Source organism: Maritalea myrionectae DSM 19524 (assembly GCF_000423365.1).
GTDB lineage: Bacteria > Pseudomonadota > Alphaproteobacteria > Rhizobiales > Devosiaceae > Maritalea > Maritalea myrionectae.
The window spans coordinates 966,339-992,964 of record NZ_AUHV01000003.1 but is presented as its reverse complement, the minus strand read 5'-3'; the positions used below and the strand labels follow the sequence as shown (position 1 = coordinate 992,964).

28 protein-coding genes are annotated in these 26,626 nt (G+C 53.0%); 19 read left to right on the top strand and 9 right to left on the bottom strand.

Annotation, left to right across the window (positions count from 1 at the left end; genetic code table 11):
• Positions 1-8: 8 nt before the first annotated feature.
• A complete protein-coding gene (locus G549_RS0111055; RefSeq protein ID WP_027835082.1) occupies positions 9-473 on the bottom strand; it encodes an Lrp/AsnC family transcriptional regulator in 465 nt (154 codons plus the stop codon).
• 131 nt (positions 474-604) lie between these two features.
• Between G549_RS0111055 and hppD the strand changes: the two genes are divergently transcribed.
• A complete protein-coding gene (gene hppD / locus G549_RS0111050; RefSeq protein ID WP_027835081.1) occupies positions 605-1,729 on the top strand; it encodes a 4-hydroxyphenylpyruvate dioxygenase in 1,125 nt (374 codons plus the stop codon).
• 201 nt (positions 1,730-1,930) lie between these two features.
• Entirely contained in the window at positions 1,931-3,955 is a 2,025-nt protein-coding gene (locus G549_RS21390) for a putative bifunctional diguanylate cyclase/phosphodiesterase (protein WP_051213637.1), read from the top strand.
• A 6-nt stretch (positions 3,956-3,961) separates the two neighbouring features.
• Here the strand turns inward: G549_RS21390 and G549_RS0111040 are convergent, their stop codons facing one another.
• Positions 3,962-4,861: a MurR/RpiR family transcriptional regulator gene (locus G549_RS0111040; RefSeq protein ID WP_205468068.1), complete on the bottom strand. Its 900-nt coding sequence runs from the start codon at positions 4,859-4,861 to the stop codon at positions 3,962-3,964.
• A gap of 161 nt (positions 4,862-5,022) precedes the next feature.
• On the opposite strand from G549_RS0111040, the gene G549_RS0111035 reads away from it, so the two are divergent.
• The 4 genes from G549_RS0111035 (at position 5,023) to G549_RS0111020 (ending at position 8,554) form a co-directional block, all read left to right on the top strand.
• Positions 5,023-5,529 (top strand): TRAP transporter small permease, encoded by a 507-nt coding sequence (locus G549_RS0111035; protein ID WP_027835079.1) that lies wholly within the window; start codon positions 5,023-5,025, stop codon positions 5,527-5,529.
• A complete protein-coding gene (locus G549_RS0111030; RefSeq protein WP_027835078.1) occupies positions 5,526-6,806 on the top strand; it encodes a TRAP transporter large permease in 1,281 nt (426 codons plus the stop codon). The genes G549_RS0111035 and G549_RS0111030 overlap by 4 nt, the downstream gene beginning before the upstream one ends.
• 75 nt (positions 6,807-6,881) lie before the next feature.
• Positions 6,882-7,937 carry a TRAP transporter substrate-binding protein gene (locus tag G549_RS0111025; protein WP_051213636.1) on the top strand — a complete coding sequence of 352 codons (1,056 nt, stop codon included), beginning with the start codon at positions 6,882-6,884 and terminating at the stop codon, positions 7,935-7,937.
• A 119-nt stretch (positions 7,938-8,056) separates the two neighbouring features.
• Positions 8,057-8,554 (top strand): hypothetical protein, encoded by a 498-nt coding sequence (locus G549_RS0111020; protein ID WP_027835076.1) that lies wholly within the window; start codon positions 8,057-8,059, stop codon positions 8,552-8,554.
• A 6-nt stretch (positions 8,555-8,560) separates the two neighbouring features.
• Here G549_RS0111020 and mctR read toward each other — a convergent pair whose 3' ends face one another.
• On the bottom strand, positions 8,561-9,199 hold the full coding sequence (gene mctR, locus G549_RS0111015; RefSeq protein ID WP_027835075.1) for a two-component system response regulator MctR: 639 nt from the start codon (positions 9,197-9,199) through the stop codon (positions 8,561-8,563).
• A 12-nt stretch (positions 9,200-9,211) separates the two neighbouring features.
• Positions 9,212-10,639 (bottom strand): cache domain-containing protein, encoded by a 1,428-nt coding sequence (locus G549_RS0111010; protein ID WP_027835074.1) that lies wholly within the window; start codon positions 10,637-10,639, stop codon positions 9,212-9,214.
• Between the two features lie 230 nt (positions 10,640-10,869).
• Here G549_RS0111010 and G549_RS0111005 point away from each other — a divergent pair, with 230 nt between their 5' ends.
• The 6 genes from G549_RS0111005 (at position 10,870) to G549_RS0110980 (ending at position 16,700) form a co-directional block, all read left to right on the top strand.
• Positions 10,870-11,970 carry a TRAP transporter substrate-binding protein gene (locus G549_RS0111005; protein WP_027835073.1) on the top strand — a complete coding sequence of 367 codons (1,101 nt, stop codon included), beginning with the start codon at positions 10,870-10,872 and terminating at the stop codon, positions 11,968-11,970.
• 69 nt (positions 11,971-12,039) lie between these two features.
• Complete coding sequence (locus tag G549_RS0111000; protein WP_084634124.1) at positions 12,040-12,798, top strand: TRAP transporter small permease subunit; 759 nt, start codon at positions 12,040-12,042, stop codon at positions 12,796-12,798.
• The gene (locus tag G549_RS0110995) at positions 12,795-14,171 is read left to right on the top strand and encodes a TRAP transporter large permease (protein WP_027835071.1); all 1,377 of its coding nucleotides are present in this window, start codon (positions 12,795-12,797) and stop codon (positions 14,169-14,171) included. The genes G549_RS0111000 and G549_RS0110995 overlap by 4 nt, the downstream gene beginning before the upstream one ends.
• A 123-nt stretch (positions 14,172-14,294) precedes the next feature.
• Positions 14,295-15,182 carry a c-type cytochrome gene (locus G549_RS0110990; RefSeq protein WP_027835070.1) on the top strand — a complete coding sequence of 296 codons (888 nt, stop codon included), beginning with the start codon at positions 14,295-14,297 and terminating at the stop codon, positions 15,180-15,182.
• A gap of 30 nt (positions 15,183-15,212) precedes the next feature.
• On the top strand, positions 15,213-15,824 hold the full coding sequence (locus tag G549_RS0110985) for a LysE family translocator (protein ID WP_027835069.1): 612 nt from the start codon (positions 15,213-15,215) through the stop codon (positions 15,822-15,824).
• A 51-nt stretch (positions 15,825-15,875) separates the two neighbouring features.
• Positions 15,876-16,700 (top strand): TerC family protein, encoded by an 825-nt coding sequence (locus tag G549_RS0110980; protein WP_027835068.1) that lies wholly within the window; start codon positions 15,876-15,878, stop codon positions 16,698-16,700.
• A 42-nt stretch (positions 16,701-16,742) separates the two neighbouring features.
• Here the strand turns inward: G549_RS0110980 and G549_RS0110975 are convergent, their stop codons facing one another.
• On the bottom strand, positions 16,743-18,332 hold the full coding sequence (locus G549_RS0110975; protein ID WP_027835067.1) for an L-aspartate oxidase: 1,590 nt from the start codon (positions 18,330-18,332) through the stop codon (positions 16,743-16,745).
• A gap of 362 nt (positions 18,333-18,694) precedes the next feature.
• Here G549_RS0110975 and G549_RS0110970 point away from each other — a divergent pair, with 362 nt between their 5' ends.
• From G549_RS0110970 to G549_RS0110960, 3 genes are all read left to right on the top strand, one after another.
• Positions 18,695-19,564 (top strand): ABC transporter six-transmembrane domain-containing protein, encoded by an 870-nt coding sequence (locus G549_RS0110970; RefSeq protein WP_027835066.1) that lies wholly within the window; start codon positions 18,695-18,697, stop codon positions 19,562-19,564.
• A 66-nt stretch (positions 19,565-19,630) separates the two neighbouring features.
• The gene (locus G549_RS0110965) at positions 19,631-20,131 is read left to right on the top strand and encodes a CreA family protein (protein WP_027835065.1); all 501 of its coding nucleotides are present in this window, start codon (positions 19,631-19,633) and stop codon (positions 20,129-20,131) included.
• 67 nt (positions 20,132-20,198) lie between these two features.
• Positions 20,199-20,408 (top strand): alkylphosphonate utilization protein, encoded by a 210-nt coding sequence (locus G549_RS0110960; protein WP_027835064.1) that lies wholly within the window; start codon positions 20,199-20,201, stop codon positions 20,406-20,408.
• 6 nt (positions 20,409-20,414) lie between these two features.
• Here G549_RS0110960 and G549_RS19985 read toward each other — a convergent pair whose 3' ends face one another.
• The gene (locus G549_RS19985) at positions 20,415-21,014 is read right to left on the bottom strand and encodes a hypothetical protein (RefSeq protein WP_051213635.1); all 600 of its coding nucleotides are present in this window, start codon (positions 21,012-21,014) and stop codon (positions 20,415-20,417) included.
• Positions 21,015-21,131: 117 nt separating this feature from the next.
• Positions 21,132-22,211, bottom strand: coding sequence for a quinolinate synthase NadA (nadA, locus tag G549_RS0110950; RefSeq protein ID WP_051213634.1), 1,080 nt, complete (start codon positions 22,209-22,211; stop codon positions 21,132-21,134).
• 143 nt (positions 22,212-22,354) lie between these two features.
• On the opposite strand from nadA, the gene eda reads away from it, so the two are divergent.
• The 4 genes from eda to G549_RS19980 are packed head-to-tail and all read left to right on the top strand — an operon-like array spanning position 22,355 to position 25,415.
• Positions 22,355-22,993: a bifunctional 4-hydroxy-2-oxoglutarate aldolase/2-dehydro-3-deoxy-phosphogluconate aldolase gene (gene eda, locus G549_RS0110945; protein WP_027835062.1), complete on the top strand. Its 639-nt coding sequence runs from the start codon at positions 22,355-22,357 to the stop codon at positions 22,991-22,993.
• A complete protein-coding gene (gene modA, locus G549_RS0110940; RefSeq protein ID WP_027835061.1) occupies positions 22,994-23,704 on the top strand; it encodes a molybdate ABC transporter substrate-binding protein in 711 nt (236 codons plus the stop codon).
• A 3-nt stretch (positions 23,705-23,707) separates the two neighbouring features.
• A complete protein-coding gene (gene modB, locus G549_RS0110935; RefSeq protein WP_027835060.1) occupies positions 23,708-24,406 on the top strand; it encodes a molybdate ABC transporter permease subunit in 699 nt (232 codons plus the stop codon).
• On the top strand, positions 24,399-25,415 hold the full coding sequence (locus G549_RS19980; protein WP_051213633.1) for a molybdenum ABC transporter ATP-binding protein: 1,017 nt from the start codon (positions 24,399-24,401) through the stop codon (positions 25,413-25,415). Before modB ends, G549_RS19980 begins: the two co-directional genes overlap by 8 nt.
• Here G549_RS19980 and G549_RS0110925 read toward each other — a convergent pair whose 3' ends face one another.
• Both G549_RS0110925 and G549_RS0110920 read right to left on the bottom strand, forming a co-directional pair.
• A complete protein-coding gene (locus tag G549_RS0110925) occupies positions 25,416-26,063 on the bottom strand; it encodes a trimeric intracellular cation channel family protein (protein ID WP_246778367.1) in 648 nt (215 codons plus the stop codon).
• A 27-nt stretch (positions 26,064-26,090) separates the two neighbouring features.
• Entirely contained in the window at positions 26,091-26,486 is a 396-nt protein-coding gene (locus G549_RS0110920; RefSeq protein ID WP_169449640.1) for a MarR family winged helix-turn-helix transcriptional regulator, read from the bottom strand.
• Positions 26,487-26,626 lie beyond the last annotated feature (140 nt).

The following is a 26,626-nucleotide window of genomic DNA, read 5'->3' as shown; positions in this document are numbered from 1 at the left end:
GTGCTACCTTATTGCACCGGCAGGGCGCTGGTTTCTTTCAGCGTTTCCAACACAATCGAGGTTTTGACGTGTTGCACCGACTCGTGTGGCAGCAGCACGTCATTCACAAATTGCCGGAGCCCGTTCAGATCAGGCGAAACCACTTTGATGAAATAGTCCATCTCGCCGGTGAGGGCGTGTGCTTCGAGCACTTCGGGCAAATCCGAGATCAGCGCGGCGAACCGTTTGGCATTGCCCCGGTTATGTGTGGCCAAGGTCACATTGATGATGGTGACGATGCTAAGCTTGAGATTATCGCGGTCCAGATGGGCGTGATAGCCCGAAATAATGCCCTCTTCTTCCAGGCGGGCACGGCGGCGTGAGCATTGCGAGGCGCTCAGATTGACGCGCTCGGACAGCTCGTTGTTGGTGAGCCGCGCATCTTGCTGCAGGTGCCCAAGGATTCTCTTGTCGTAATTGTCTAGCTCGCTCATTTTGTGCGCCAATCGTTCATTATGTGCGGATTTCATGCAAAATATAATGCTGGGCTGCTGAAATCGCAAGCACATTGCAGCTGGTGTGCGTCATAATGATTGTCAGACAGTTTTTGATAGGGAGAATAAATATGGGTCCGTTTCCACACGACGCACCACCAGCAGAGATCACCAAAGAGAACCCGGCCGGCACGGACGGTTTCGAATTTGTTGAATATGCCCATGACGAGCCGGAAAAGCTCGAAGCATTGTTCACCAAGATGGGTTACACCCCAGTTGCCAAGCATAAGACGAAAAACATCACCGTTTGGCGCCAAGGTGACATCAACTACATTCTGAACGGCGAAAAAGACAGCTTTGGCGGTCGCTTTGTTGATTTGCACGGCCCTTGCGTGCCGTCTATGGCGTGGCGGGTTGTTGATGCGCAACATGCGTTCGACCATGCGGTGAAAAATGGTGCTGAGCCTTATGAAGGCGACGACAAGTCCATCGATGCGCCGGCGATTTTGGGCATTGGCGGTTCATTGCTCTATTTCATCGAGAAATATGGCGACAAGGGTTCCGCCTATGAGGATGAATTTGAGTGGCTCGGTGAGGCCAACCCACGCCCTGAAGGCGTCGGGTTCTATTATCTCGACCATCTGACCCACAATGTGTTCCGTGGCAATATGGACAAATGGTGGGATTTCTACCGTGATTTGTTCAACTTCACGCAAATCCACTTCTTCGACATTGATGGTCGGATCACAGGCTTGACCAGCCGCGCGATCACATCGCCTTGTGGCAAGATCCGCATTCCGCTGAATGAGTCAAAAGACGACACCAGCCAGATCGAAGAATATCTGAAGAAGTATAAAGGCGAAGGCATTCAGCACATCGCGGTGGGTTGTGACGATATTTATGATTGCACCGACAAACTGGCTGAAAATGAACTCAAATTCATGCCGGGACCACCACAGACTTATTACGACATGTCCTATGATCGGGTGAACGGCCATGATGAGCCGATTGACCGGATGGCCAAGCACGGCATTTTGATCGATGGCGAAGGCGTGATTGATGGCGGCATGACCAAGATTTTGCTGCAAATCTTCTCGAAAACCGTGATCGGCCCGATCTTCTTTGAGTTTATTCAGCGCAAAGGCGATGAAGGCTTTGGTGAGGGCAATTTCCGTGCTCTGTTCGAGTCCATCGAGCGGGAACAAATTGAACGTGGCGTGCTTAAAGCAGAAGAATCTGTAACCGCCGCGGAATAATAAAAGACTATCTAGGGGTTTTATGAAGGCGCGCCTGTTTGGCGCGCCTTTTTTGGTGCAAAAAAAACTGGGGTGAGTGTTTGTAATTAGTTGAATTGTTAAACAGCTGAATTTAAACACGAATATTCAGGATTTAAACAATTGTGTAATAAAGTTGTCTGATGATCTGCCAATGATTTTTTGCGTGTTTTGGATGCAACGATGAGCCGCTGGGGATTTATTGCCTCAATTATTTCTATTGTGAGCGCCTTCTGTGTGTTGGTGATCATCGCTTCATCTATGTCTCCACTTTTGGTCCAAAAACTCAGCGACCTTGACGCCAAACAATTGGCCAGAAAATCTGCCATTTCCTTGCGAACCGAGTTTGATTTACCTGGCGAACTTTCGCCGCTTCGGCTTGATCCTGTTGAATATCTGGTCGACCAGTTCGTCGTGAAAACCGAGCCACAAACAGTGCCTCAGCATGATGTTTTTGATCCGCTCAGCTTTGATCAATCCAGCCATTTCGGCACTGTTTCGGGTTATGCTGTGTTCACCCGATTTGGCCAGTTGACCATTGCCGGGGGCAGGCCGGTGATGCGTGATCTTACTGATGTCGCTTTTGAAGAAGCGGTGCAAGCCACCCTATCAAGTCGACGGACGCGCATATTTGAACTGCCTAGTGATGAGGTTAGCCATGATGGTGTGCCGGTGGCTGTGTTGATCCCGCTAGAGCGGCTTGGCATGCCGCGCGGGGTGGTCAGCATTGAAATCAGGCGCGACCCTGTTGGGCATTTGATGGTGCGTGGGGTGCAGTTTTCATCGCAGATGACCTCTGTGGTTTTGGTGGTTTTGGCCTTTTTTGTGCTGGCGCTGCTGTCCTATTGGGGGCGTCAACGGCGCATTGCGGAACGCCAAGCGATCCATCTGGCAGATTATGACCCCCTGACTGGCTTACCAAACCGCCGCAAGTTTCGTCGTGATGTGATGGTGAAATTGCAGCAAGCCCGCTGGGAAAAGCGCAGTTTCAACTTGTTCAGCCTTGATGTTGATTCCTTCAAGCAGGTGAATGATTTTTACGGTCATGAGGCAGGTGATCGACTTTTGGTGGTCGCCGCAAAACGGCTTAACAACACGCTGGGACAATTGGGGCAGGTCTATCGCTTATCCGGCGATGAATTTGTGGCCATTTGTTGGGCTGATGGGGTGCCGACGCCTGCTGAGGCGGCAGAACAGTTTTACCAGCTCATGCAGCGGCATATTACGACAGACCATGCGCGATTTACCGCCACCATCAGTGCGGGGAGTGCGAACTTCCCCAAGGATAGCCGCACGGTGGATGGGCTGAGCAAATGTGCAGACCTGGCGCTCTATGATGCGAAGGCATCGGGCCCAGGGCATTATGTGCAATTCAAACAAGAGCTACAAACGGCGCAAGATGATCGATTTTTGCTGCAGCGCGAGCTGGAGACGGCGCTGGAAACAAACAGCCTTGAAGTGGCCTTCCAGCCTCTTGTGCGTGCGGAGGATCGGCGCATTATTGGGTTTGAAGCGTTGTGCCGTTGGCCGCATCCTCGATTGGGCAGTGTGAGTCCGGCTGAATTTATTCCCCTGGCCGAGACGTCAGGCTTGATTGGGCAACTCACCGAGCAGGTGCTGACGCGGTCCTGTCAGGCGGCGCTGCATTGGCCAAGTGAAATGCGGTTGGCCGTCAATATTTCACCTGTGCTGTTGCGAAGCGAGGATTTTGTCCACGACATTGCGCGTATATTGCAGAGCACAGGCTTGCCAGCGGATCGGCTGGAGGTTGAGATCACCGAAGGCGTCTTTGTTTATGATACCACGCGCGTTGTCAGCCATCTTGATGCGCTGCGCGCGCTTGGTGTGCGTGTGGCGATGGATGATTTCGGTACGGGATATTCGAGCCTAAATTATTTGACCCGACTTCCAATCAATAAGCTGAAAATTGACAAGAGCTTTGTGGCGCGCCTGGGCGAAAACAAAGCAAATGATGCGGTGGTGAGCTGCGTGGTGGGGCTGGCAAAGTCACTTGGCATTCGCACGACAGCAGAAGGGGTGGAAACCGAAGCCCAAGCCGAATTGTTGAGCGCTGTGGGATGCGACAGTTTTCAAGGCTATTTGTTTGGTCGGCCCACGTCTGACCCGATGGCCATGATTGTGGCTGAATGCAAAGCGACCCCAAAGCACCGCGCCGTGGAGCAATCGCTCAGTTCACATGTTGCCTAGGCTGATCTAGTCGCCAACCGGCTGAGGGCCCGTGTTACCATGCAAGGCTGTTAGGCTGGAGCGGATGCGCCGTAAATTTTCCTTAGTGTGTTCGGGACGTTGGCGCGCCACTGTTGCGGCCAAAATATCGATCGTGGCGAGAAAGACCAGCCGCGACGCCGTGGGCTTATATATATCCGGATCTTCCGGCAGACTAAGGCCAATGGTGAAATCGCAAGCGCGGGCCAATGGCGAATCTGGCTTTGTGAGGGCCAACGTTTTGGCACCATATTGCCGGGCCACTTTGGCGCTATCAATGTTGGACCGGGGCAGGCCCGTGGCCGAGATAAACACCATGATGTCTTGTGGCGTCAGCGTTGCCGCATGCATGCGCTGCAAATAGGCATCGGAGACGGCATTGGCGGCAAACCCGAGGCGGAAAAAGCGATTGGCGGCATCGAAAGCAACGGTTGTTGACCCGCCGCCGACACCGCAAAAAATGATCTTTTGCGCGGCGTTGATAAGATCAGCCGCGGTCTTAATCGCTTCCTCATTCAATTGCGACCGGGCCACATTGGCCGTGACATAGAAGGTTTGGAACACCTGATCGATCAGGTTCTTCTGATCGCTTTCCGGGTCATTGCCCGAGACCAGATATTGCAAACTTACTGCGACATTTTGCGCCAAACGGATTTTGAAATCACGATAGCCGGTGCAGCCAAGGGTGCGGCAGAACCGAATGACCGTGGGCTCAGATACCTCACACGCTGCGGCCAAACTGGCCACTGACATGTCGCTCACCTGTTCCAGATTGTTCAACACATAGCTGGCCACGCGCTGCTCACGTGTATTGTAGCTGCCGTCCTTTTGACGGATCTGCGAAATAATATCCAATGCGGTATCGCCCATAATATTGCTAAAAATCATGCGCCGCGGCGCACGAATTTCCTCCTCAAATATGAAACATGATTCGCCCAATTCGGCGTCAAAAATCCCTAATTCCGATATTAAACTACAAAAAACGTACTTTACAATGCGTTTTTTATCCCATAATTGTAGTTTTGCTACATTATGTGATTGGAGGGCATATGTCTGCATTGGCAGGACGACTAAGCGCAGGGCTGAACTGGGGGGTGGAACGATTTGTTGCGATTCTCATGGCCTTGCTTGTGCTTGATGTCTGGATCGGCGTTGTCGACCGCTACCTGTTCCACTGGCAATTGCCCTGGCCTGAAGTTGTGGCGCGTTATTTGATGATTTGGGCCGCCATGCTGGCGATCTCTGCGGGGATTGCGCGGCGCGAACATATCGGGCTGCATGCCCTTATTTCAAAGGCGCCGGAAGGGTTGCGCCGCGTCATCTTGCTTGGCCTCGATCTGGTGACCTTTTTGCTGTTCTTCTATGTGTTTTGGTACGGCATCGGCTTCGCCCAAACGGGCGGCAATCGACAGGCCATGATTTTTGGCATGACCTTGCTGGTGCCCTTTGCCGCAATCCCAGTATCTGCCGCTATTTGCGCAATCCAAACCCTTTTGGTGGCCATCCGTGATCAAGGTGCGCTGATCGTGCCCAACTCTGAGGGGATGGTGGAATGATTATTGCGCTCGCTTTTGTTGGACTTGTTATTCTGGGGTTGCCGATCGGGTTTGCGCTGGGCGCAGCCGGGGTGATCGGGCTTTATCAAATTGGCGGCGATAATTTCGTCGCGCTGGGGCCGGGTAAAATGTTCAACGGCCTCAATATTTTCCCATTTCTGGCGATGCCATTCTTTATTCTCGCTGGCGAGATTATGAACCATACGGGCATCACGTCCCGCTTGGTGATGCTGGCGCAAGTGCTGGTCGGGCATTTCCGAGGTGGTTTGGCGCATACCAATATGTTGGCGTCAGTGTTTTTTGCGGGTTTGACCGGGTCAGCCACGGCCGACGCTGCAGCCTTTGGCAAAACCTTGGTGCCTTCTATGGTGGAGCGTGGTTATCGGCGCGATTATGCCTGCGCTGTGACTGCCGCCGGGTCGATCATTGGGCCGACCATTCCGCCTTCAGGCTTGATGGTGGTTTATGGCTCCTTGATGGGGGTTTCAATTGGCGGGTTGTTCGCTGCCGGATTGTTGCCAGGCTTGATCATTTGCGCCGTGTGTATGGCGGTGATCGCCATTGGTGCGCGGGCCAACAATTTGCCGCAAAGCGAAGAGCGGGCACGGCTGCCACAAATTTGGGCGACCTTTAAAGAATCTATTTTGGCATTGTTTATGCCCATCATTATTCTGGGTGGCATCTTGGGCGGCATTGTTACGCCGACAGAAGCGGCCTCGATTGCGGTTGGTTATGCCTTGTTTATCGGTGTTTTTGTTTACCGCAAGATCAGCATGGACGACATGGTCAAAATGCTGATCCGCACGGCGCGGGTTACTGGCGTGATCTTTGTGATTATCGCCTTTGCCTCCATCGTTGGCTGGTATCTCAGCTTCAACCAAATTCCACAATTGGTGGCCAATTCCATTCTTGGGGTTTCGGACAATCGCTATGTGGTGATTGCCCTGATCATCGGCCTTTTGTTGGTGATTGGCATGGTGATGGACATCACCGCGATCCTGATCATTTTGGCGCCTGTTCTGGTGCCGCTGACCGCAGCGATTGGGCTGGAACCTATTCATGCTGGCATCATCTTTGTGCTGGCGCTCAACATCTCATTGATGACGCCACCCGTGGGCGCTTGCCTGTTCGTCTTGTCCTCGGTCACCGGGGAACCGCTTGAACGCATTACTGCAAAGCTTTGGCCGTTTTTGTTGGCGGAAGTGGCGGTGCTGTTTGTGTTCGCCTTCTTTGAAGATTTGGCGCTGTTGATGCCGCGATTGCTTGGATTTGCTTAGGGCAGGGACTGCCTAAAGCGAACGGTTTGCGCCCCACCGTCAAACATCTGGGGCGTATTTGAAAGGGAGTGAAATATGACTTTGAAAAAATTAGCACTTGGATTGACTTTGGGGGCCGCCATTGTGGGGGCAGCAAGTTCTGCGTTTGCCGACACTAAATTGCTCAAATTTGCCCACGACAACAAAACCGATCCATTTGAAAACCCAGCGCATGCGTGTACGGCTGTTTTTGCAAATATCGTGGAAGCAGACACCAATGGCTCAATCGATGTTGAAGTTTATCCTTCAAACCAGTTGGGTTCTGCGGCTGAGCATGTGCAGTTCATTCAGGACAATGTTGTGCAAGCGACTTTGACTTCAACAGGTGCGATTTCATCTTACTATCCGCGCATCGACGTGTTGAACCTGGCGTTTGCGTTTGACCACAATGCGGCAACTTACGAAGTGTTTGACGGCCCGTTCGGCCAGGCGTTGGCAGCGGATATTGAAGCCAGCATTCCAAACACCAAAGTTTTGGGCTTCCCGGATACAGGTGGCTTCTTCGCCATCACCAACTCAAAGCGTCCGATTGAAACATTGGAAGATTTTGAAGGCATCCGCGTGCGCACCATGACTTTGCCATCGCACCAGAAAATCATTCAGGCGATGGGCGGCGAAGCCTATCCATTGTCTTGGGGTGAGGTTTATTCAGGTCTGCAAACTGGCGTGATCGACGGCCAGATGAACCCTGTGCCGATCATTTCGTTCGCGAACTTCTCTGAAGTTCAGGACTATATGACCCTGACCAACCACTTGTTCTCACCTTACACCTTCATGATGTCAAAAGACTTCTGGGATTCATTGAACGACCATGAAAAGCGCGTTGTGAATTATGCGGCTGAAAGCTGTGTGACCGCGAGCCGTGGATTGAGCCGGATCATCGAAGCTTCTGACCGTGGCTTGGCTGGCTTGATGGACAAGATCGAAGTGACAGCATTGTCTGCTGAAGCACGTGAAGAGTTCAAGGCAGCGGCGCAACCTGCTGTGTTGAAGCATGTGGAAGAAGAGTTGGGTGAAGAAGGCGTTGCGCTTTTGAACCAGTTTAAAGACGCTGTTGAGGGCGCCAACAATTCTACATATTTGGCTGACTAAGCATTCTTTCCCTAAGAGTGTAACTTAAGCGGGCCTTCGGGCCCGCTTTTTTTGTTTGATATATATCATCAGGAGCGGTCGCATTTTGCTGTAGTTTTCCTCGGAGCGAGGGGGCGTTGATGGGACATCTGACAACATATTTGCGCAGCTGTATCTGGCTTTGGATGCCACCACTTTTGGCGAGCTTTGCCTTTTGGCCGCACCTTGGTGCCGCCTATCAGCCGGAAGAGTTTTGGCGGGACATCCCGGCGCTGTTGGGCATGGTCGAAAATGTGACCCGCATTGGCATAATCGCTTTATCGACGATCATGGTGATCAATTGGCGTACGCGACCGCAGCGTATCGGCTTTCTGATCTATGCTGTGGGGATTGCACTTTATGTTGCCTGCCAATGGATTATTGTGAGCGCGCCAAACGGATGGTGGGCCACAAGTTTGATTGGATTTCTCGCGCCTGCCTATACGCCGCTGATCTGGATTTTCGGAATTGGCCTGATCGGGGATCAGTCGATGATCTCGCAATTGGCGCGGCCACGTTTGTATTTTTGGGTGTTGGCCGGCATATTTTTAAGCGCGCATATTGCCCATGCGTCTTTGGTGTTTTCACGCCTTCATTGAGGCGCTTTAGCCAATCAGGCCATTGGAGATGGCATATTTGGTGAGGCCCGCCGTGGTGGAGATGCCCAGTTTTTTCTTGATGTTTTTGCGGTGGGTTTCCACGGTGCGCACGGATATCTCGAGCTTTTCTGCCACTTCGCGATTGGAGACGCCTTCGGCCACCAACAGCAAGACGGCCTGCTCACGGGTGGTGAGCGGCGTTTCGATATCTGACTTGGGTTTGTCGGCCATTAGGGCCTGCGCCGCGCCGGTGGAAAAATAGGTGCCGCCCGATGCGACTTTTTCGATGGCGTGGACGATCTCATCAGTAGAGACATCTTTGAGCAGATAGCCGGACGCGCCATACATGGTGGAAGTGGAGATATATTCCCGACTGTCGTGCATGGAGAGCATCAAAAGCCGAGTGTGGGGCAATTGTTCTTTAAACACTTCGATAGCGTCGATGCCATTCATTTCCGGCATGTTGATGTCCATCAACACCACATCAGGTTTGCCCGCGAGTGCGATTTTGAGGCCCTCTTTAGCGGACGGGGCGGCGCCCAACACTTCAATATGGCCAAATGTTTCCAGCACGGAACGGATGCCTTCCAAAACCAACGGATGGTCGTCAATCAATATGATCTTAATGGGAGTGGATCGGCTCATCGAATTACCCGTCTATGCACTTGTTGCTTCCTTGAGATCGGCTTGAGCCACATCTTTTTCATGCTCTTTCTCATGGGTGAGATAAATGGATGATGGCAATTTGGCAATCAAATGCGTGCCCGTATTGGCGGTTTTTATCTCAAGGGTGCCGCCAAAATGCTCCATGCGTTCTTGCATGTTGCGCAAGCCAAGGCCCGAGCGCATGGGGGGCGCATCGCGCGAGGATTTGCGTTTGGCTTCCAGCAGGTTGGAAAAGCCGCAGCCATTGTCGGTGATGTGCATTTCCAACCCATCCTTGGTGCTTTTAAGCTGCAGCAAAACGTGGGTGGCGCGGGAATGACGTTCGATATTGTTGAGGGCTTCTTGCGCCACACGATAGACAGCGGTTTTCGCGTCCGTGGGCAGCAAGTTTTTAAAGGCCACGCTTTTGAGCTCGACGTCGATTTTGGTGCGCTCGGCGAAATTGCCGGTTAGCGCTTCCAAAGCGGCCGTGAGGCCCAAATCATCGAGGATGCCCGGGCGCAAATCGTGGGAAATTCGACGCACTTCTTTGATGGCCGCGTTCAGTGCTTCGGCACCATGTTCAATCGAGGCGAGGGCGTTTTGTGTGCCCTTTTTGGCTTGCCGTTGCGCCAGATCCAACACGTAGCGCACACCGACCATGTTTTGCGAAATGCCATCATGCAGTTCGCGGGCGATGCGGGTGCGCTCCTCTTCCTGCGTATCCACGATGCGCTGGGTCAATTCCTTTAGTTTGGAGTCCGCCATGCGGCGCTCCCGCAGATTGAGCACGATGCCCGTGCCGAAAACAGCGAATACCGCGGGGACGGTGATCAACGCCACCCAGAAAAAGGTTTGGTTGACCCGGTCACTCAGGCTTTGGTTGGCCGCAGCGGTTTGCGCCAAAATATCATCAATATATGCGCCGGTGCCCAACATCCATTGCCATTTGTCCAGGCCGACCGCATAGCCGATTTTGTCAGACCGTTCGTTCGAGGACGGCTTTTCCCATACATAGCGGTGGAACCCGCCGCCATTTTTTGCCGCTTCGATCAGGGCGGCGACGTCGGGGTGGTTGGCCCAGTTCTCGCCGATGCGGAAGGGTTGCCGCGGGTGGACAATGTTAGTGCCGTCATAGTGATAGACATAGAAATAGCCATCTTCACCAAATTCCAAGGTTTGCAAAATGCGGATGACTTGTTGCTTTGCGGTCGGGTCGCTGGCGCCCGCCGTTTCATAATAGGGGGCGATGGCGGTGATCGCCAACTCGATATAGTTCTTAAGCTCTTCTTCTTTTGCCTCGAGCATGGATTGTTCAAATGCGGTGATGCCTTGCTTCGATAGCTCACTGGATTGCCATGTCACCAAACTGGTGATGGCAAGAATGGCCAGAATAAGCGGCAGGGTCGCGAGCGCGAGGATTTTTTGTCTGAAGTTCATGTATGACAGCATTTTGTAACCTTCGCCGAAATGTCGAGCCATCTTTTCTGCCGCATCCGTAGTAATGGGTAATTTAGCATAAGTTAGGCGTGTTCAAAGCCTTAGTTTGCCGTACAAAGATGCATGGACATTTGTACCAGTTTACGCATGATGCTGGTTCGGTCTATAGTTTGCGGGCCGCTTTTGGTGAGATCCATTAAAAGGGCCAAGTTCATTTTGGGAGGAATTCAATGAAAAGACGCGAGTTTTTCAAAAAAGCTGGTGTGAGCGCTGTTGGCGCCGCTGGGGCGGCCACATTGGCAACACCTGCGCTTTCGCAAGGTAATATGGAATGGATTGCTGTTTCTGCATTCGGTAAAGCGGGCCTCTTGGGCGCGGCTTTGGACAAGTTTGCAGCGGACGTGGCCACCATGTCTGACGGCAAGTTGACCATTAAAACATATCACTCTGGTGAGCTTGTTGGTGGCCTTGAAGCTTTGGACGCTGTGCAATCAGGTACAGCACAGATGGGCTTTGGCGCACCTTACTATTGGGAAGGCAAATCTGACAGCATCTCTTTCGTAGCGGCGATGCCTTATGGCCTGAACGCTCAAGAGCAAAATGCATGGTTCTACTATGGCGGCGGCATCGAAATGGCTGACCGTTTGAGCTATAACCCACTTGGCGTGAAGTTCTTGCCAATGGGCAACACTGGTAACCAAATGGGTGGCTGGTACGCCAAAGAAATCAACACCGTTGATGATTTGGACGGCTTGAAATTCCGCATGCCTGGTCTTGGCGGCGAAGTTTTGAAAACATTCGGCGTGAACGTTGTGTTGTTGCCAGGTAACGAAGTGTTGCCTGCGTTGACATCAGGCGCGATTGACGGCACCGAGTGGATTGGCCCTGCGGCTGACTTGGGCGCTGGCTTCTTTAAAGTTGTAAACAACTACTACTATCCTGGCTGGCACGAGCCTGCCACTGTGCTCGATTCATTCTTCGACATGCAGGCATGGGAAGCTTTGGATGATCAGACACGCGGTATTGTTGAGCGTGCGGCTGCATCAACCAACCTTTGGATCTTGTCTCGCTTCCAAGCTGTGAACAATGCGTCATTGCAGAAATTGGTTAATGAAAATGGTGTGAACTTGCGTCCATATTCTGACGAATTGCTGCAAGCGATTGGTGAGCGGACTGCAGAAGTTGTGCGTGATCGCGCAAGCGTTTCTCCTGAAGCTTCTGAGCTTTACAACTCACTGATTGAATGGCGTCGTACCATGGTTGAGTGGTCAGGCATTTCTGAAGGTAAGTTTATGAATGCACGGACTTCAGCGAAGTTCGAAGCTATATAATTACAAGCTTAAGAAAGCCGTCGGCCAAGGTCGGCGGCTTTTTTGTATCTAGGAGCGGGGGGACGTTAAATGTCTGGCCTAGTGAACGCTTTGCAGAAGGGGTGGGCCCCTGTCTGCAGCGCAATTTCTAACGTTTATGTGCGAACGATTTTGGTGCTGGCGGCATGTTATGCCATCGGCGCTGCCGTCGGCTTGGGGTTCCAAGATCGCGCCGGCACACACGCCAAAATCCATGCCCTTGTGGGCGGCATTCTGGCGCTGTTGGTTTTTATCGCGGACAAGGATGTGCGCCGCAAAGTGGCCAACGGTATTGATCGATTGAACATGGTGATCGGCCATATCATGGCGTGGACCGCCTTGGCGCTTGTGCTCAATGTGTTTTTGGTCGTGGTGCTGCGCTATGTGTTTTCCATCGGCGAAGTCTGGATGCAAGAAAGCTACATCTGGATGCATGCGTTCATCTTTATGCTGGGGGCGGGTTACACGCTTTTGCATAATGGGCATGTGCGCATCGATCTGATTTATGCTGGTGCGTCCGATCGCTATAAAGACATCATCAATATATTGGGCTCCATTTGCTTCGGTTTCCCGGTCTTGTGGTTGATCTATTGGCGCGGCTTTGACTTTTTTGACCGCTCAATTTCCCGCATGGAAGGCAGCGCTGAAGTGGGCGGACTTCCCAATCTATTCATTCTTAAAGGGGTAATCCCAGCAATGGCGCTTTTGTTTGGTTTGCAGCTGATTTCGATGAGCTTGCGCGCGATTGACCGCATGATCACAGGTGAAACTGTTGGACTGGTTGGCGATGATGAAGAGGTAATGACATGACCCCAGAGCTCCTCGCTTTTATCATGTTCGGGGTCACCATTGTGATCCTTATTCTGGGCTTCCCTGTGGCTCTTTCATTGGCTGGATCTGCAATCTTGTTCGCCTTTATTGGTGACCAGCTTGATCTATTTCGCTTTGCGTTTTTGAACCTTTCGCCAACCCGCATTTTCTCAACCATGAAAAACGAACCTTTGGTGGCGGTGCCGCTGTTCGTTTATATGGGTGTTGTGCTGCAACGATCGGATATTGCCGGACAGTTGCTGGAGAGCATGGGTCAGCTATTCGGAAAGATGCGCGGCGGTCTTGGCTACTCAGTGGTGATTGTGGGCGCGTTGCTTGCGGCCTCCACCGGCATTGTGGGCGCAACCGTTGTGACCATGGGCTTGATGAGCCTGCCAGTGATGTTGAAAGCTGGCTACAATCCAAAAGTGGCGTCGGGTATTATTTGTGCGTCGGGCACGTTGGGCCAAATCATTCCGCCCTCTATTGTGTTGGTGTTGTTGGCCAGCATCTTGCAAGGGGTAAATGAAGAAGCCGCGGCGATGACCGGCAATTTGGCGCCCGATCCGGTGACCGCGATTGACCTTTTTGCGGGCGCTTTGGTGCCGGGGCTTTTGCTGGTTGGGCTTTATTTGGGCTGGGTGTTTATTCTCACCCTTATCCGCCCGAATGATGTGCCGTCCATGAAGGATGAGAGCATTCATGCGCCGACCTTGGGCACCCTGCTTCGGGCTGTGTTGCCGCCGCTTATTTTGATCGTTCTGGTGCTTGGCTCAATTTTGGCCGGCATTGCAACGCCAACAGAATCTGCAGCTGTGGGCGCGATCGGCGCCATGTTGCTCGCCCTACAAGCGAAGAAGCTAAATCTGAAGCTTTTCCGCGATGTTGGGTTGGAGACGGTAAAAGTGTCGTCCATGGTCTTTTTGATCATTATCGGCGCGGGCTTGTTCTCCACAGTGTTTAAAGGCTTTGGTGGTGATGATGTGATCGCCGAGTTCTTGCGTCACTTGCCGGGTGGGGCTTTCTCCGCGTTGCTCTTGGTGATGTTGTTGATGTTCTTTTTGGGCTTCTTCCTCGACTTCATCGAAATCATCTATGTGGTGGTCCCAATTGTTGGTCCGATCCTGATTGCGCTGGGCTATGATCCATTGTGGTTGGGTGTGATGATCGCGATTAACCTGCAAACCAGCTTCTTGACCCCGCCGTTCGGCTTTGCGCTGTTCTATTTGCGCGGGGTCGCGCCCAAAGGGTTTAAAACCAGCGATCTTTATGCTGGCGTGTTGCCCTTTATCGCGATCCAAGTTCTGGCGTTGGCCTTGTTGTGGACCTTCCCCTCATTGGTCACCTGGTTGCCTAATCTTTTGTTCTCGTAAGCTGGGGATAAAAGATCAAGAATTGTTGAAAGGCCGTCCCTTGGGGCGGCCTTTTGATTTGATTGACATTCGCAAGGGACACCGGGATAGTTTAACCTGATAGGGATCCGAGGAGATTGAACCATGCGGCGATTGCTGGCGGTCATCATTGTACTTGGCATAGTTGTCGGCGGTGCTGCCGCTTTCTACTTTTTGCGACCGATAGACGGCCCTGAGCGCGATTTGAGTCTGACGGCTGACGTGGCCCGGGGCAATTATGTCATGCGGCTTGGGGGATGTGTGGCGTGCCACACGGACCTTAAAAATAATGGGGCCACATTGGCTGGTGGTGCCCCGTTGAAAACGCCGTTTGGTGATTTTGTGCCGCCTAACATCACTTCCGATCCAGACGCGGGCATTGGCAAGTGGAGCCTTGAAGAATTTTCGCGCGCCATGAGTGTGGGTGAAGGCCCCAATGGCAAACATTATTACCCTGCATTTCCGTATGACAATTACACCCTGATGAGCGATCAGGACATTGTCGATCTTTATGCGGCGATGATGGCGACTGCCCCGATTGCTGAAAAAGCGCCCGATCATAATGTGGGCTTTCCGTTCAATATTCGCCTGGCGATGCTGGGATGGAAGAACTTGTTCCTCACGCCACAGCGCTTTGCGCCAAATGCGGATAAATCAGCGCTTTGGAATCGCGGTGCCTATTTGGCCAACGGCCCGGCGCACTGCGGCGCCTGCCATACGCCCCGCAATATGCTGGGGGCATCTGATGTAACACAGCTGTTCAAAGGCGTGCGCGGTGGCACCGGCGGGGCCTTTGTGCCACCCATTGATGCGGCGAGCTTGAAAGCTGAAGGGTGGGACGAGGCGACGCTGATTGATGCACTTACGGGTGGTTTTACGCCAGAGTTTGATACGCTTGGCGGCACGATGGGCGAAGTGGTCAATGAATCGCTGACGCATTGGACCGACGAAGATATGAAAGCCTTGGCTACATATTTGCTCGATGCCGAGTAGCGATTTTTTTGAGATACGAAAAGAGATATTATGACTTTGGAATTTTTTCTGACTTCATTGGTTGTAGTGATTTTGCCGGGCACTGGCGTGCTTTACACATTGGCCATCGGCCTTTCTCGCGGCTTTAAGATGAGCGTTATGGCTGCGGTAGGTTGTACGCTTGGGATCGTGCCCGCCGCCTTGGCGAGTGTGGTTGGGTTGGCTGCCATTTTGCACACCAGCGCGCTGGCCTTCCAAGTGATCAAATATGCGGGTGTAGCCTATTTATTCTATATGGCCTGGGGCATTTTACGCGAAGGCGGGGCGCTGGATGTTGAAAAAGCGCCGGATGTAAAAAGTACATATAAAACCATTCGCGATGGGGCATTGCTGAATGTTTTGAACCCCAAATTGTCGTTGTTTTTCCTTGCCTTTCTGCCGCAGTTTGTGCCGGCGTCTGTCGTCAATCCAACACCGCTTATGCTGAGTTTGGCAGCCGTGTTTATGGCAATGACCTTTGTGGTTTTTGTCGCTTATGGCGCGTGCGCGGCGCTAACACGGGACTTTGTTTTGTCGCGGCCCAGTGTGCTGGTTTGGTTGCGCCGTGGCTTTGCCGGCACGTTTGGATTTTTGGGCCTAAAGCTTGCACTTTCAGACCGCTAGGCTAAGTTGGCGAAAACCCTGAACGAAAATTGATGAAGTTGGGCACTGCACATGGAAAGTTTCCTCTCGCTTGAAAACTGGTTCACCCTTGCCATGCTGATTGCGTTGCAAGCGGTTCTGGGGTTCGACAATCTTTTATATATCTCGCTTGAATCCAAACAGGTGGTGAAAGAAAAGCAGGCCTATGTGCGCCGGGTCGGCATTGGCATTGCCATTGCCCTTCGGATTGTGCTGCTGTTTTTGCTGGTGCGGATGATTGAGCTTTTTCAAGCGCCATTTTTTGCGATTGAACTGCCCGGCTTTATCGAAACTGAAATGAATGTGCACGCCTTTATCGTGCTGATAGGTGGCGGCTTTATTATGTATACCGCCATTCAAGAGATTTATCATTTGATCTCGGTGCATGATTTGCATGACCAGGATAAACACAAAAAAACGCGTTCAGTTGCGGCCACCATCTTCTGGATTGTCGCGATGAATGCGGTGTTTTCATTTGATAGTGTATTGTCGTCCATCGCGTTGACAGACGTGTTTTGGGTGATGGCGGTGGCCATTGTCGGGTCTGGCGTGTTGATGATCGTTTTGGCCGACTATGTGGCGGAATTTTTAGATCGCAACCGCATGTACCAAGTGCTCGGCCTCTTCATCCTGTTGCTTGTCGGTATCTTGCTGATTTCCGAAGGCGGGCATTTGGCGCATCTGAGATTGTTTGGCTATGAGATTGTGCCGATGGCCAAATCAACCTTCTATTTCGTGCTGTTTGTGATGGTGGCCGTGGATGTTGTGCAGGGCCGTTATCAGAAAAAGCTGATGGCGGAACGGGCCCATCGGGAAGCGCAGATCAAAAAGCTGGCTGCACAAGACCCAAGCGTTTAGCGCGGCTAAAGATTTTATGATGAAATTGGGAGGGGCGCTTGTTTAGCAAGCGTCCCTTATTTTTAGCGCTTCGGTGATGGTGAGCGTGGTGTGGTCTTTGAACTTGGGGTTCTTTTCAGGATAGTCAGAGCGATAATGTCCGCCGCGGCTTTCCGTGCGCTGCAATGCGGCTGCAGCCACCAAAGTGGCCGATGTGGTCATGTTTAAATATGATCGGGTGACGTCGCGGGCATTTTCTTCAAGCTCACGAATTTCCCGCAGCGCAGTTTTCAAACTTTGTTCTGAGCGCTCTACGCCGACATGATTGGTCATGATGTGACGCAATTGTTGCACGGCTGTAAGATTACGCAATATGCGCTCCGCTTCCTGGCCCTTTTCTTCATCCCACTCAATGCCGAGATAGGGGGGCAGGCTCTTGTTAATTGGTTCAAGGCCAGAAATATCTTCTGCTATTCGCGCACCGAACACCACCGCTTCCAGCAGCGAGTTGGAGGCCAAGCGGTTGGCCCCATGCAGGCCAGTGCACGAGGCTTCGCCACACACCCAAAGACCCGCCAGAGACGAGCGGCCGCGATCATCCACCTTCACGCCACCCATATGGAAATGGGCTGCCGGGGTGACCGGGATCATATCAGTTGCCGGGTCAATGCCAGATTCTTTGCAATAGTTGGCGACGGTGGGGAAGGCTTCATAGATGCGGGTGCCGAGGGCGGCGCGTGTATCCAAAAAGACTTTGTGGCCTTGTTGGATTTGGCGAAAATTGGCGCGGGCGACAATGTCGCGCGGGGCCAATTCAGCATCCTTATGAATGTCGAGCATAAAGCGCTCGCCCTTGTCATTGACAAGGATTGCGCCTTCGCCGCGCAAGGCTTCAGTCGCCAGGGGCGCCGGGTCTTGCCCCACAGCCATGGCCGTGGGGTGGAACTGCACAAACTCGCTGTCGGCAATCAAAGCGCCTGCGCGGGCTGCCATGCCCATGGCGTGGCCACGTACGCCTGGCGGGTTGGTGGTCACAGCATAAAGGCCGCCCAAGCCACCTGCGGCCAACACGGTGGCACGGGCGCGGATCAGAACGGGTTCGGCATAACGGTCGCCCAGTTTACGGGCATAGACACCAATGACCCGGCCATCGGCGCGGGCCAGATCGACTGCCGTGATGCCTTCAACAATGCGAATAGACGGGGTGTTGCGCACTTCTTCAATAAGGGCCGCCATGATTTCGCGGCCCGCCCGATCCCCGGAAACGCGGACCACCCGGTTGACGGAGTGGGCGGCTTCTTTTGACAGCACAAATTGTCCGTCCGCGTCGCGATCAAAGGGGGTGCCCCATTTGGCCAGATCGGCAATGCGTTCGGCGGCTTCGGCGGCCACCGACTCGGCCAACTCAAAATCGACAATGCCAGCGCCTGCAATATCTGTGTCGCGGGCGTGGGCTTCGGCGCTATCGCCTTTGCCCACTGCGGCGGCCACGCCGCCCTGGGCCCAACTCGATGACGCGCCCAAGCCCAATGGTTTTGGCGACAAAACAGTGACGGGCCGCGGGGCCAGTTTTAGGGCGCAAAACAAACCTGCAAGGCCCGCACCTACGATAAGTGCGCCTTCTGCATTCAATACATTGTCATAAATAGTCATAGGCGAGTTGATACCCTTGCGGCACCTCACAATAGGCGCAAAAAAACGATCAGCATGTATAGATACATACATTGTTTTGGGTTGGGAAGGGTGTAACGCCTCACCGCGCGGATTGGACCGCGAGCCTGAGAGGGCGGCAGGTCGGATCAATCAGGCGGCGATGGCGAGATGATGTGGTCCAACGTGCCGCACTTTATCGGGTTTGATGAACGCTGGCCCGTTGATTTTAACTAAGTTTAGAAATTAATAGAATGATCATTCTATGAATACTATATATTCGATTAGATCGTGGTGAATTGCGCCGTTGCATGGGTTTTGTGGCGGCCAGTTCGTTTTGTTTTTTGAATATATAGGAATTTACAATGACACACATTGAACGCGTTTGGCGCAATGGCTTATCCTTGCGCGCGGTAGGTGCTGCCTACTTTCCCAAAGTCTTGATCACGTGGACGCTGCTGGTGTTGGAAGCGCTGCTTACATTGCTCTTGCCATTGTGCATTGGCCGTTCGGTGGATGCGCTAAACCGACAAAGCTTTTCCGGCCTTATTGAGTTGGGCGTGTTAATTGTCGCGCTCATTGTTATCGGCAGCGCGCGGCGCTTTTACGATACGCGCGCCTATTCGGCCATACAGCGAGATTTGAGCAATAGCCTTGTGGCGCGGGAGAAGGCGAAAAACCTGCCCATGTCCAAGACTGTGGCGCGGGTCAATCTGCTCGGTGAGCTGGTCGAGTTTTTGGAGCAATCGCTGCCCACGCTCATTCTCACGGGCATTATGTTTGTCGGTATTTTGGTCGTGGTGTTCGGCATCGATATGCGGGTGATGGGGCTGTGCTTTGTGACCTTCATTTTGGTTGTTGCCATTTATTGGATTAGCGGCGGCGCCTATTTGCGGCTCAATAAAGGGCAAAATGACGAATATGAACGGCAGCTCGACACCTTAGCTTTGCAAGATGTGGGCAAAGTGGATCGCCATTTCCGGCGTTTGATGCGCTGGCGGGTGCGGCTTTCGGATTTGGAAACCGTGAACTTTTCGCTGGTGTGGGTGGTGCTGGCTGCCATGTTGCTGGGGTCGATCTATTTCATTGTCGACAACAGCACGATTTCGCCGGGGCAAAAGATCACCACCATCATGTATGTGTTTGATTATATTGAAGTGGTGGTTGGGTTGCCGATTTTTTATCAGGAAGCCTTGCGGTTGAAAGATATTACTGGACGTTTGTCGTCCCATTGACATTGCGGGTTGCAATATGGGGTTTGGTGCCCATCTATGGGGGAACGGAATTGAATGGAGTGTGACATGAAGCGATTGATTATGGCAGGCTTTGCGGCCATCGGCCTGATGGCGGGCGGCGCACAAGCAGAAGAAGCGGGCAAGATTGGCGTCGACTGGGTTGGCAATGATATTGTGATCGAAGCGGTGCATGACCGTGAAGTCAGCGGCATCACCTGTCATTTGGCCTATTTTGACCGGGGCATGATTGATCGGCTGACCAAGGGTAATTGGTTCGAAGATCCGTCAAACTCCTCAATCGCCTGTCGTGCCACCGGCCCGATTGTGATTGGTGATATTGAGCTGGACCAGGATGGCGAAGAAGTGTTCAAACATGGTCGCTCGTTCCTTTGGAAGAAGCTGGTGGTGAACCGCATCTTTGATCGAGAAAACAACACCATGATCTATCTGTCGCATTCGCGGCAGGTGACCGATGGGTCGGCCAAAATGGCGATCTCCACCGTACCTTTTTACGGGGTAGAAGTGTCGTGGGACCCTGAATTTTGGCCAGATGGCGCGCCTGAATAATTTAATCGGCGACATTTTCGAATTTATGCTTTAAGCCTCGCTCCATTAATTAGAGCGAGGCTTTTTAATGAGTGCAAAAGATTGTAACGGGGCAGCCCTTGAAGATGGCGACAATGTTCAGGTCAACAAAGATCTGAAGGTGAAGGGCATGTCAAAAACGCTAAAGCGCGGCACGGCGATTAAAAATATTCGCACCACCAATAAGGACAGCGAAGTGGAATGCCGGATTGGCAAATCCACCATTGTGCTTAGAACTGAGTTTTTGAAAAAGGCCTAGTCGCCTTTAGCGGGCGCCGATGGGTTTTGTCAGCAATCGGTATTTGCGAATTTCGCCCTCACTCATGATGTGAATATCATCGGCTGGTGCGGCCTCAAGGGTGAACCAGTAGAACCCATCCCGCCCCAACATGGCCTTGATGTAGTTGCGGTTCATATCATGTTCGGGCGAAGAACGGGGGTAGTCTGCGCCGTCGCGTTCGCCATCGCTCCAGGAATGAACGCCAATAATGGCGCCGCGTTCCATGGTGCGCTCCACCCCTGCCAGAAACAAATCCACGCCACCGGAATAAATCTCCGATTCGGAATGCAGCATGGTTTTGAAGCCATGTTTGCGCAAATAATAGCCGAGCTTGATCATCACCTCGTCGTCGGTGGAGCCATCAATCTCATGCATCAAAATGGTATCGACCTGCGGGTTTTTTTGGTGCAGGCGCACAAACTGATTGTAGGTGCGCGAGGTGATCTCATAATCCATGTGCACAATATTGCCCTCGACCTCAAATTCAGTGCCAGCAAAGCTTTGTTGCGGCGCGCTTAGAGATGCGAAAAACAACGCCAGGGCTGCAAAAAGCGAAAGCGGCTTGGATGTTGAGCAGAATGTCATGGCCCGTCCTTTTTCGTTTGAGGCAGCCTAACGGGTCGGGCACAGCAAAGGGTTAAGGCATCGGCACAAAAAAGCCGGAGCAATGCCCCGGCTTTTGCTGTTCAGATTGAACTGAATTTATTTCTTTGTGGCGTTTTTATCTTTGCCAAAATTGATCATGCGTTCCACAGCGCCGCGGGCTTTTTCCGCGATCTCGGGATCAACGGTCACTTCTTCCGTGCCGGTGTGCAATGACCAAAGCACATTTTCCAAATTGATGCGCTTCATGTGTGGGCAGATGTTGCAGCCCTTGAGGAACTGCACGCCGGGTGTTTCCGCTGCCACATTGTCGGACATGGAACATTCGGTCACCATCACCACATTGGCAGGGCGCTCGGTTTTAACCCAATTGATCATGCCGGAGGTGGAGCCGGAGAAATCACATGCATCAATCACTTCGGTCGGGCATTCGGGGTGGGCGATGATTTTTGCGGTCGGATAGGCCTGACGCAATTCTTCGATATCTTTGGCGGTGAAGGTTTCGTGCACTTCACATGCCCCGGCCCAGGTAATGATTTTCTTTTTGGTCTTCTTGGCGGTGTTCTGCGCCAAAAACTGATCCGGGATCATCATCACGGTGTCGCTGTCCAACCCTTCAACAATGTCGAGCGCATTGGAGGAGGTGCAGCAAATGTCAGTCACCGCTTTCACGGCTGCTGACGTGTTCACATAGGTCACCACAGGCACACCAGGATATTGCGCGCGCATGGCCATCACATCTTCGGGCGTGATGGAAGAAGCCAGTGAACAGCCGGCGCGGCTGTCTGGAATCAGAACTGTTTTTTCAGGGTTCAGCAACTTTGAGGTTTCCGCCATGAAGTGCACACCGCACTGAATGATGGTTTGCTGCTTTACCTTGGTGGCCTCAATCGCCAGCTGCAAGCTGTCGCCCACAAAATCGGCGACGCCGTGAAAGATTTGTGGCGTTTGATAGTTGTGCGCCAGAATCACCGCATCTTTTTCGCGCTTCAGCTTGTTGATCTCGCGGATCAGCGGCGCGTAAAACTGCCATTCAATTTCGGGAATCCGGTCTTTGACATGTTCATAAATGTCCGCCGTTTCCTTTTCGACCGCTTTGGTGAATTTGAGGTCGAACTCTTTGCTCAAGATTGCGCGCGCCTCATCCAGTGGGGTCAACGCATTGATCAATTGTACCATCTTTCGCCCTTTCAGCAGCAAAGTTGGGTGGAACTTAGGTATTTTTGAGGTGTATTTCAATCTTTGGTTTGTGGTAATCGAAAGGGAGTGGCCACGATTGTGGCTCCGTCCCTTGAAAACCAGCCCAATGAGGTCCCGATCATATGGCGCAAAATATTGCAAAACTCGATGAAATTATGGGCGCTGCCCCCGTTATCCCTGTCATTATTCTAGATGATGTGGATGCAGCGATTCCCTTGGCCAAGGCATTGGTGGCGGGCGGCTTGCCCGCGCTGGAAGTGACTTTGCGCACGCCAAACGCCCTAAAAGTGGTGGAGAAAATGGCCAGCGTTGATGGCGCCTATGTGGGCACTGGCACGGTGCGCACAAAAGCTGACATCGAGAAAAGCATAGAGGCCGGCGCGCAATTTATGGTGTCGCCCGGTGCGCCGCCAAAATTGCTTGAGGACGCGTTGGAGTTTGATGTGCCGCTTTTGCCGGGCATCAGCACAGCAACCGAAGCGATGGCCGCAGCTGAACTGGGTTATCAGCGCTTAAAGCTGTTTCCAGCCGAGGCTGTCGGTGGTGCGAAGCTGTTGAAGAGCTTTGGATCGCCATTACCAGATCTGAAGTTTTGCCCCACAGGTGGCGTGAGCGTGCAGAATGCGCGGGACTATTTGTCATTGTCCAACGTGATCTGTGTCGGCGGCTCTTGGGTTGTGCCCAATGATGCGATTGCCAATGGCGATTTTGAGCATATCAAAAATCTGGCGGCAACAGCGGCCCGGTTGCGCGACGCCTAAATGAAGCGCTTTGTGGCGGCATTTATTATGGTGATGTTGGGCTTGGGCGCGCTTTGTGCCCAAGCCAGCCCCAAAATATTTGTCGCGTCGAGCCTGATTGATTTTGCAGAACAGGTTGCAACAGAAGCAGAGGTTGACGTGACAATTGTGGCGGGCGGCTCTTCTGTGCTGGCGCGCCAGATTGAGGCGGGGGCCCCGGCTGATCTCTTTATCTCTGCCAATCAGCAATGGGCCGACCATGTGGCGATGGATCAATTGCTGACCCCGCTATTTGCCAACGAACTGGTGTTGGTGAGTTACCAAAAGGGCGCTGTCGCGATTGATGCTTTGCCGCAATTGCTGGGCACGGAACGGTTGGCGATGGCCGACCCGAACCATGTGCCCGCTGGGATTTATGCCAAGGCGGCGCTTGAACATTTAGCGCTTTGGACGGCCTTGTCGCCACATATTGCGGCGGCACAGAATGTGCGCAGCGCGGCGCGGTTTGTGCAAAGCGGCGCGGCTGCGTTTGGCGTGGTCTACGCGTCCGACGCAAAAGCGCTGGATCTTGATATTGCCTATCGTTTTTCGGCGGATACGCATCCGCCCATTCGCTATTGGGCGGTGAACTATGCACCAGACAATGCGGACATCGCGACGTTTTTGGCCTTTATCCAAAGCGATGAAGGCCATAGGCTTCTTGCTGAATTTGGGTTTCAACCAAGCGAGTAGGTCGTGGCAGAATTTCTCACCATTGTCGGATTGTCGCTCAAGGTGGCGTTGTTTGCGCTGATCTGGGCGCTGCCATTGGGTTTTGTGCTTGGCTATGTTTTGGCGACAAAGCGGTTTTTTGGGCGGCGGTTGCTCTCCGTTGTGGTGATGATGCCCTTGGTGATGCCGCCGGTGGTGACCGGGCTGGTGCTGCTTTATCTTTTTGGGCCGAAGGGGGCCGTGGGGCAATTGTTGGCGCCGTTGGGCATCAGTTTTGCCTTTAACGTGGCTGGAGCAGCGTTGGCGGCCGGGTTGGTGGCACTGCCGCTGATTGTGCGGCCGATCCGGTTGAGTTTTGAGCATGTGTCCAAAGATCTGGATGAGGCGCTGGCCGTGGCCGGGCTGACGCCATGGCAACGGTTTATCACGCTTTATGCGCCGAGTGCCTTGCCCGGTGTGGTGGCTGGTGGCGTGCTGGGGTTTGCCAAAGCCCTTGGCGAGTTTGGCGCAACCATCACATTTGTCGCCAATATTCCGGGGGAAACCCAAACTCTTTCCTTGGCGATCCATTCCGCGTTGCAAGCTTTTGATCAAGGCCAATTGGTGCTTTGGCTTTGTCTTGTCTCGATTGGCATTTCGGGATTGGCGATTTGGGGTTCAGAATTTTTGCTGTCCTGGCTGGAGCGTCGGCTGACCGGGCGACGGGCGGTGCGCCATGTTTAAGATCGATGTGCAGTTTTCGCGCGGCATGCGGCAATTTGACATGCGACTGAACGCGGGTGCGGGCGTCACAGCGCTGGTTGGCCCGTCTGGAGCGGGCAAAACCTCATTATTGCGGGCTTTGGTCGGGCTGGAGCCGAGCCACGGTACAATCGAATTGGCTGGCCGTGCATTGAGTGGTGGCAACAAAGCAGTGCCACCGCATCGTCGGCATTTGGGTATGGTTTTTCAAGAACCGCGCTTGTTGGATCATCTGACGGTTGAAGAGAATATCCGGCTAAAGCGCCAAGGTGATTTGGTGGCGTTGGCGGCGCGGTTGGGCATCAATGATTTGCTGGCGCGGCAACCGCATGATTTGTCGGGCGGGGAAAAACAGCGGGTGATGTTGGCGCGGGCGTTGCATCAAAATCCGGATGCGCTGTTGCTGGATGAGCCGCTGACGGCGCTGGACCCGGCCAAGCGTGAGGCGATGATCGCGTTTTTGCGCGATGTGTTTGCCGAGCTTGATATCCCTGTGCTCTATGTGACCCATGCCATGGAAGAGGCAGCACGCTTGGCCGACAATATCGCGGTGATTGAAACGGGCAAAATTGTCGCGCACGGGCCGACGCAGGACATTTTGGCTTTGCGGTCTGATGCGCATTTGCTCAGCCGTGTCACCGGCCATGTGGCCGCGCTGGACGATGATTATGGTTTGGCGCAGATCAATATTGGCGGGCAGATGCTGGAGGTGGCCAATCGCGGATTGGAGATTGGGCGGGCGGTGCAGCTCAATATCTGGGCGCGTGATGTGATGCTGGCCAAAACGCGGCTAGAGGGCATCAGCGCCCGCAATCAATTGACAGGCCGTATTCAGCAGATGGAGGCGATTGATCCTTCGACCACGGATATTTTTGTCAAAGTGGGTGAGGCCAATATCCGCGCGCGGGTGATGGCGAAAACCGTGGCCGATTTAGGCTTGGCTCCCGGCGGCGATATTTTTGTAATCATCAAATCGGCATCGATTGAATAATCAATATTCGCGGCCTTCGCGTGGCTTGTAGCGGGGCAATTGCCAATGCCATATGATCGCGCCGCCGCGGGCGACGAGCCCTAGCGCGGTGCCTGCACTTGCGGCGTAAAGCGGGGGGATGCCCAGATAGGTCAGGCCCAAATAGGCAAAGGCGGCGACCAGAGCGGCTGTGGCGTAAATCTCTTCTTGTAAAATCAGCACATTTTCGTCGCTAACCACATCGCGGATCATGCCGCCGAAGGTGGCGGTCATGACGCCCATGGCCCCGGCGACGAAGAAGCCCGCGCCGTTTTGGGTGGCAATGTGTGCGCCCATCACCCCATAGGCAGAGAGGCCGATCGCATCGAGCCACAAAAGTGCGATATAGCGGCGCTGGATCAGGTGCGACGCGAAAAATGCGATGATGGCGATGGCAAAGCAGGTGATCAAATAGGTTTGATCAATGGTCCAAAATACGGTGCGCCCCAAAATAAGGTCGCGAAAGGTGCCGCCACCGACACCAGTGAGCGTGGCCAACAGCACAAAGCCGATTATATCCATTTGTTTGCGGGAGGCGACCAAGGCGCCGGTTGTGGCGAACACCGCCACGCCGATCAGATCAAGAATATAAAGTGGCGTCGACAGCATGGGCGTTCTCCAATTGGACATTGAGAGAACCAAACCTGATCAGTTTTGTCAAAACAGATTGCTGATTTTGCTCAGAAGTTTTTTCAGCTTCTTGGTCTTATGTGCGCTTAGCTCTGCGGTCAGCTCTTTATCGAGGGTCTTTAGGTTTTTATGGATGTCCTGCAGCACGTTAAGGGCGATGGCCGATAGAAATAGATGGATGGTGCCGTCAGTTTCGTCGGCCTGGCTTTCGAGCATTTTCGCGCTGTCGAGGCGGTCGATCAGGGCATTGAATTGATGCGGGGGCATATCTAGTCCGATACGCATATCTTCAAGGGTCATGCGCGATTGGTCCGCCAACCAAAACAGAATAACGTCATCGCCAGTCTGCAAACCGTGCATGCGCAAAGGCGCTAATGCTTCCTGGCGGGCAATGGCCCCCAGCTGCATAAATTGATAGCTCAATGTTTTTTCAAATTTTAGCGCCATTTTCCTTTTTTAGCCTATGTGTGGCAGTGTGGAAACAAGCCTTGCGCAATATCGTTAATAGGGAATGTCGAAAGAATTAATGGTTTCAAAACCTTAGCGGCTATCCGATGGTGCAA

What these genes read in the sequence shown, in the direction of transcription:
- G549_RS0110995 (WP_027835071.1), top strand. Translation starts at nt 12,795, where the DNA reads ATGACCCCAGAGCTCCTCGCTTTTATCATGTTCGGGGTCACCATTGTG.
- nadA (WP_051213634.1), bottom strand. Translation starts at nt 22,211, where the DNA reads ATGGTACAATTGATCAATGCGTTGACCCCACTGGATGAGGCGCGCGCA.
- G549_RS0111035 (WP_027835079.1), top strand. Translation starts at nt 5,023, where the DNA reads ATGTCTGCATTGGCAGGACGACTAAGCGCAGGGCTGAACTGGGGGGTG.
- G549_RS0110925 (WP_246778367.1), bottom strand. Translation starts at nt 26,063, where the DNA reads ATGTCCAATTGGAGAACGCCCATGCTGTCGACGCCACTTTATATTCTT.
- G549_RS0110975 (WP_027835067.1), bottom strand. Translation starts at nt 18,332, where the DNA reads ATGACTATTTATGACAATGTATTGAATGCAGAAGGCGCACTTATCGTA.
- G549_RS19985 (WP_051213635.1), bottom strand. Translation starts at nt 21,014, where the DNA reads ATGACATTCTGCTCAACATCCAAGCCGCTTTCGCTTTTTGCAGCCCTG.
- G549_RS0111030 (WP_027835078.1), top strand. Translation starts at nt 5,526, where the DNA reads ATGATTATTGCGCTCGCTTTTGTTGGACTTGTTATTCTGGGGTTGCCG.
- G549_RS0110960 (WP_027835064.1), top strand. Translation starts at nt 20,199, where the DNA reads ATGAGTGCAAAAGATTGTAACGGGGCAGCCCTTGAAGATGGCGACAAT.
- G549_RS21390 (WP_051213637.1), top strand. Translation starts at nt 1,931, where the DNA reads ATGAGCCGCTGGGGATTTATTGCCTCAATTATTTCTATTGTGAGCGCC.
- G549_RS0111040 (WP_205468068.1), bottom strand. Translation starts at nt 4,861, where the DNA reads ATGATTTTTAGCAATATTATGGGCGATACCGCATTGGATATTATTTCG.
- G549_RS0111020 (WP_027835076.1), top strand. Translation starts at nt 8,057, where the DNA reads ATGGGACATCTGACAACATATTTGCGCAGCTGTATCTGGCTTTGGATG.
- G549_RS0110990 (WP_027835070.1), top strand. Translation starts at nt 14,295, where the DNA reads ATGCGGCGATTGCTGGCGGTCATCATTGTACTTGGCATAGTTGTCGGC.
- eda (WP_027835062.1), top strand. Translation starts at nt 22,355, where the DNA reads ATGGCGCAAAATATTGCAAAACTCGATGAAATTATGGGCGCTGCCCCC.
- G549_RS0111055 (WP_027835082.1), bottom strand. Translation starts at nt 473, where the DNA reads ATGAGCGAGCTAGACAATTACGACAAGAGAATCCTTGGGCACCTGCAG.
- G549_RS0111005 (WP_027835073.1), top strand. Translation starts at nt 10,870, where the DNA reads ATGAAAAGACGCGAGTTTTTCAAAAAAGCTGGTGTGAGCGCTGTTGGC.
- G549_RS0110985 (WP_027835069.1), top strand. Translation starts at nt 15,213, where the DNA reads ATGACTTTGGAATTTTTTCTGACTTCATTGGTTGTAGTGATTTTGCCG.
- modA (WP_027835061.1), top strand. Translation starts at nt 22,994, where the DNA reads ATGAAGCGCTTTGTGGCGGCATTTATTATGGTGATGTTGGGCTTGGGC.
- G549_RS0111010 (WP_027835074.1), bottom strand. Translation starts at nt 10,639, where the DNA reads ATGAACTTCAGACAAAAAATCCTCGCGCTCGCGACCCTGCCGCTTATT.
- G549_RS19980 (WP_051213633.1), top strand. Translation starts at nt 24,399, where the DNA reads ATGTTTAAGATCGATGTGCAGTTTTCGCGCGGCATGCGGCAATTTGAC.
- G549_RS0110980 (WP_027835068.1), top strand. Translation starts at nt 15,876, where the DNA reads ATGGAAAGTTTCCTCTCGCTTGAAAACTGGTTCACCCTTGCCATGCTG.
- hppD (WP_027835081.1), top strand. Translation starts at nt 605, where the DNA reads ATGGGTCCGTTTCCACACGACGCACCACCAGCAGAGATCACCAAAGAG.
- G549_RS0110970 (WP_027835066.1), top strand. Translation starts at nt 18,695, where the DNA reads ATGACACACATTGAACGCGTTTGGCGCAATGGCTTATCCTTGCGCGCG.
- G549_RS0110965 (WP_027835065.1), top strand. Translation starts at nt 19,631, where the DNA reads ATGAAGCGATTGATTATGGCAGGCTTTGCGGCCATCGGCCTGATGGCG.
- mctR (WP_027835075.1), bottom strand. Translation starts at nt 9,199, where the DNA reads ATGAGCCGATCCACTCCCATTAAGATCATATTGATTGACGACCATCCG.
- G549_RS0111025 (WP_051213636.1), top strand. Translation starts at nt 6,882, where the DNA reads ATGACTTTGAAAAAATTAGCACTTGGATTGACTTTGGGGGCCGCCATT.
- G549_RS0111000 (WP_084634124.1), top strand. Translation starts at nt 12,040, where the DNA reads ATGTCTGGCCTAGTGAACGCTTTGCAGAAGGGGTGGGCCCCTGTCTGC.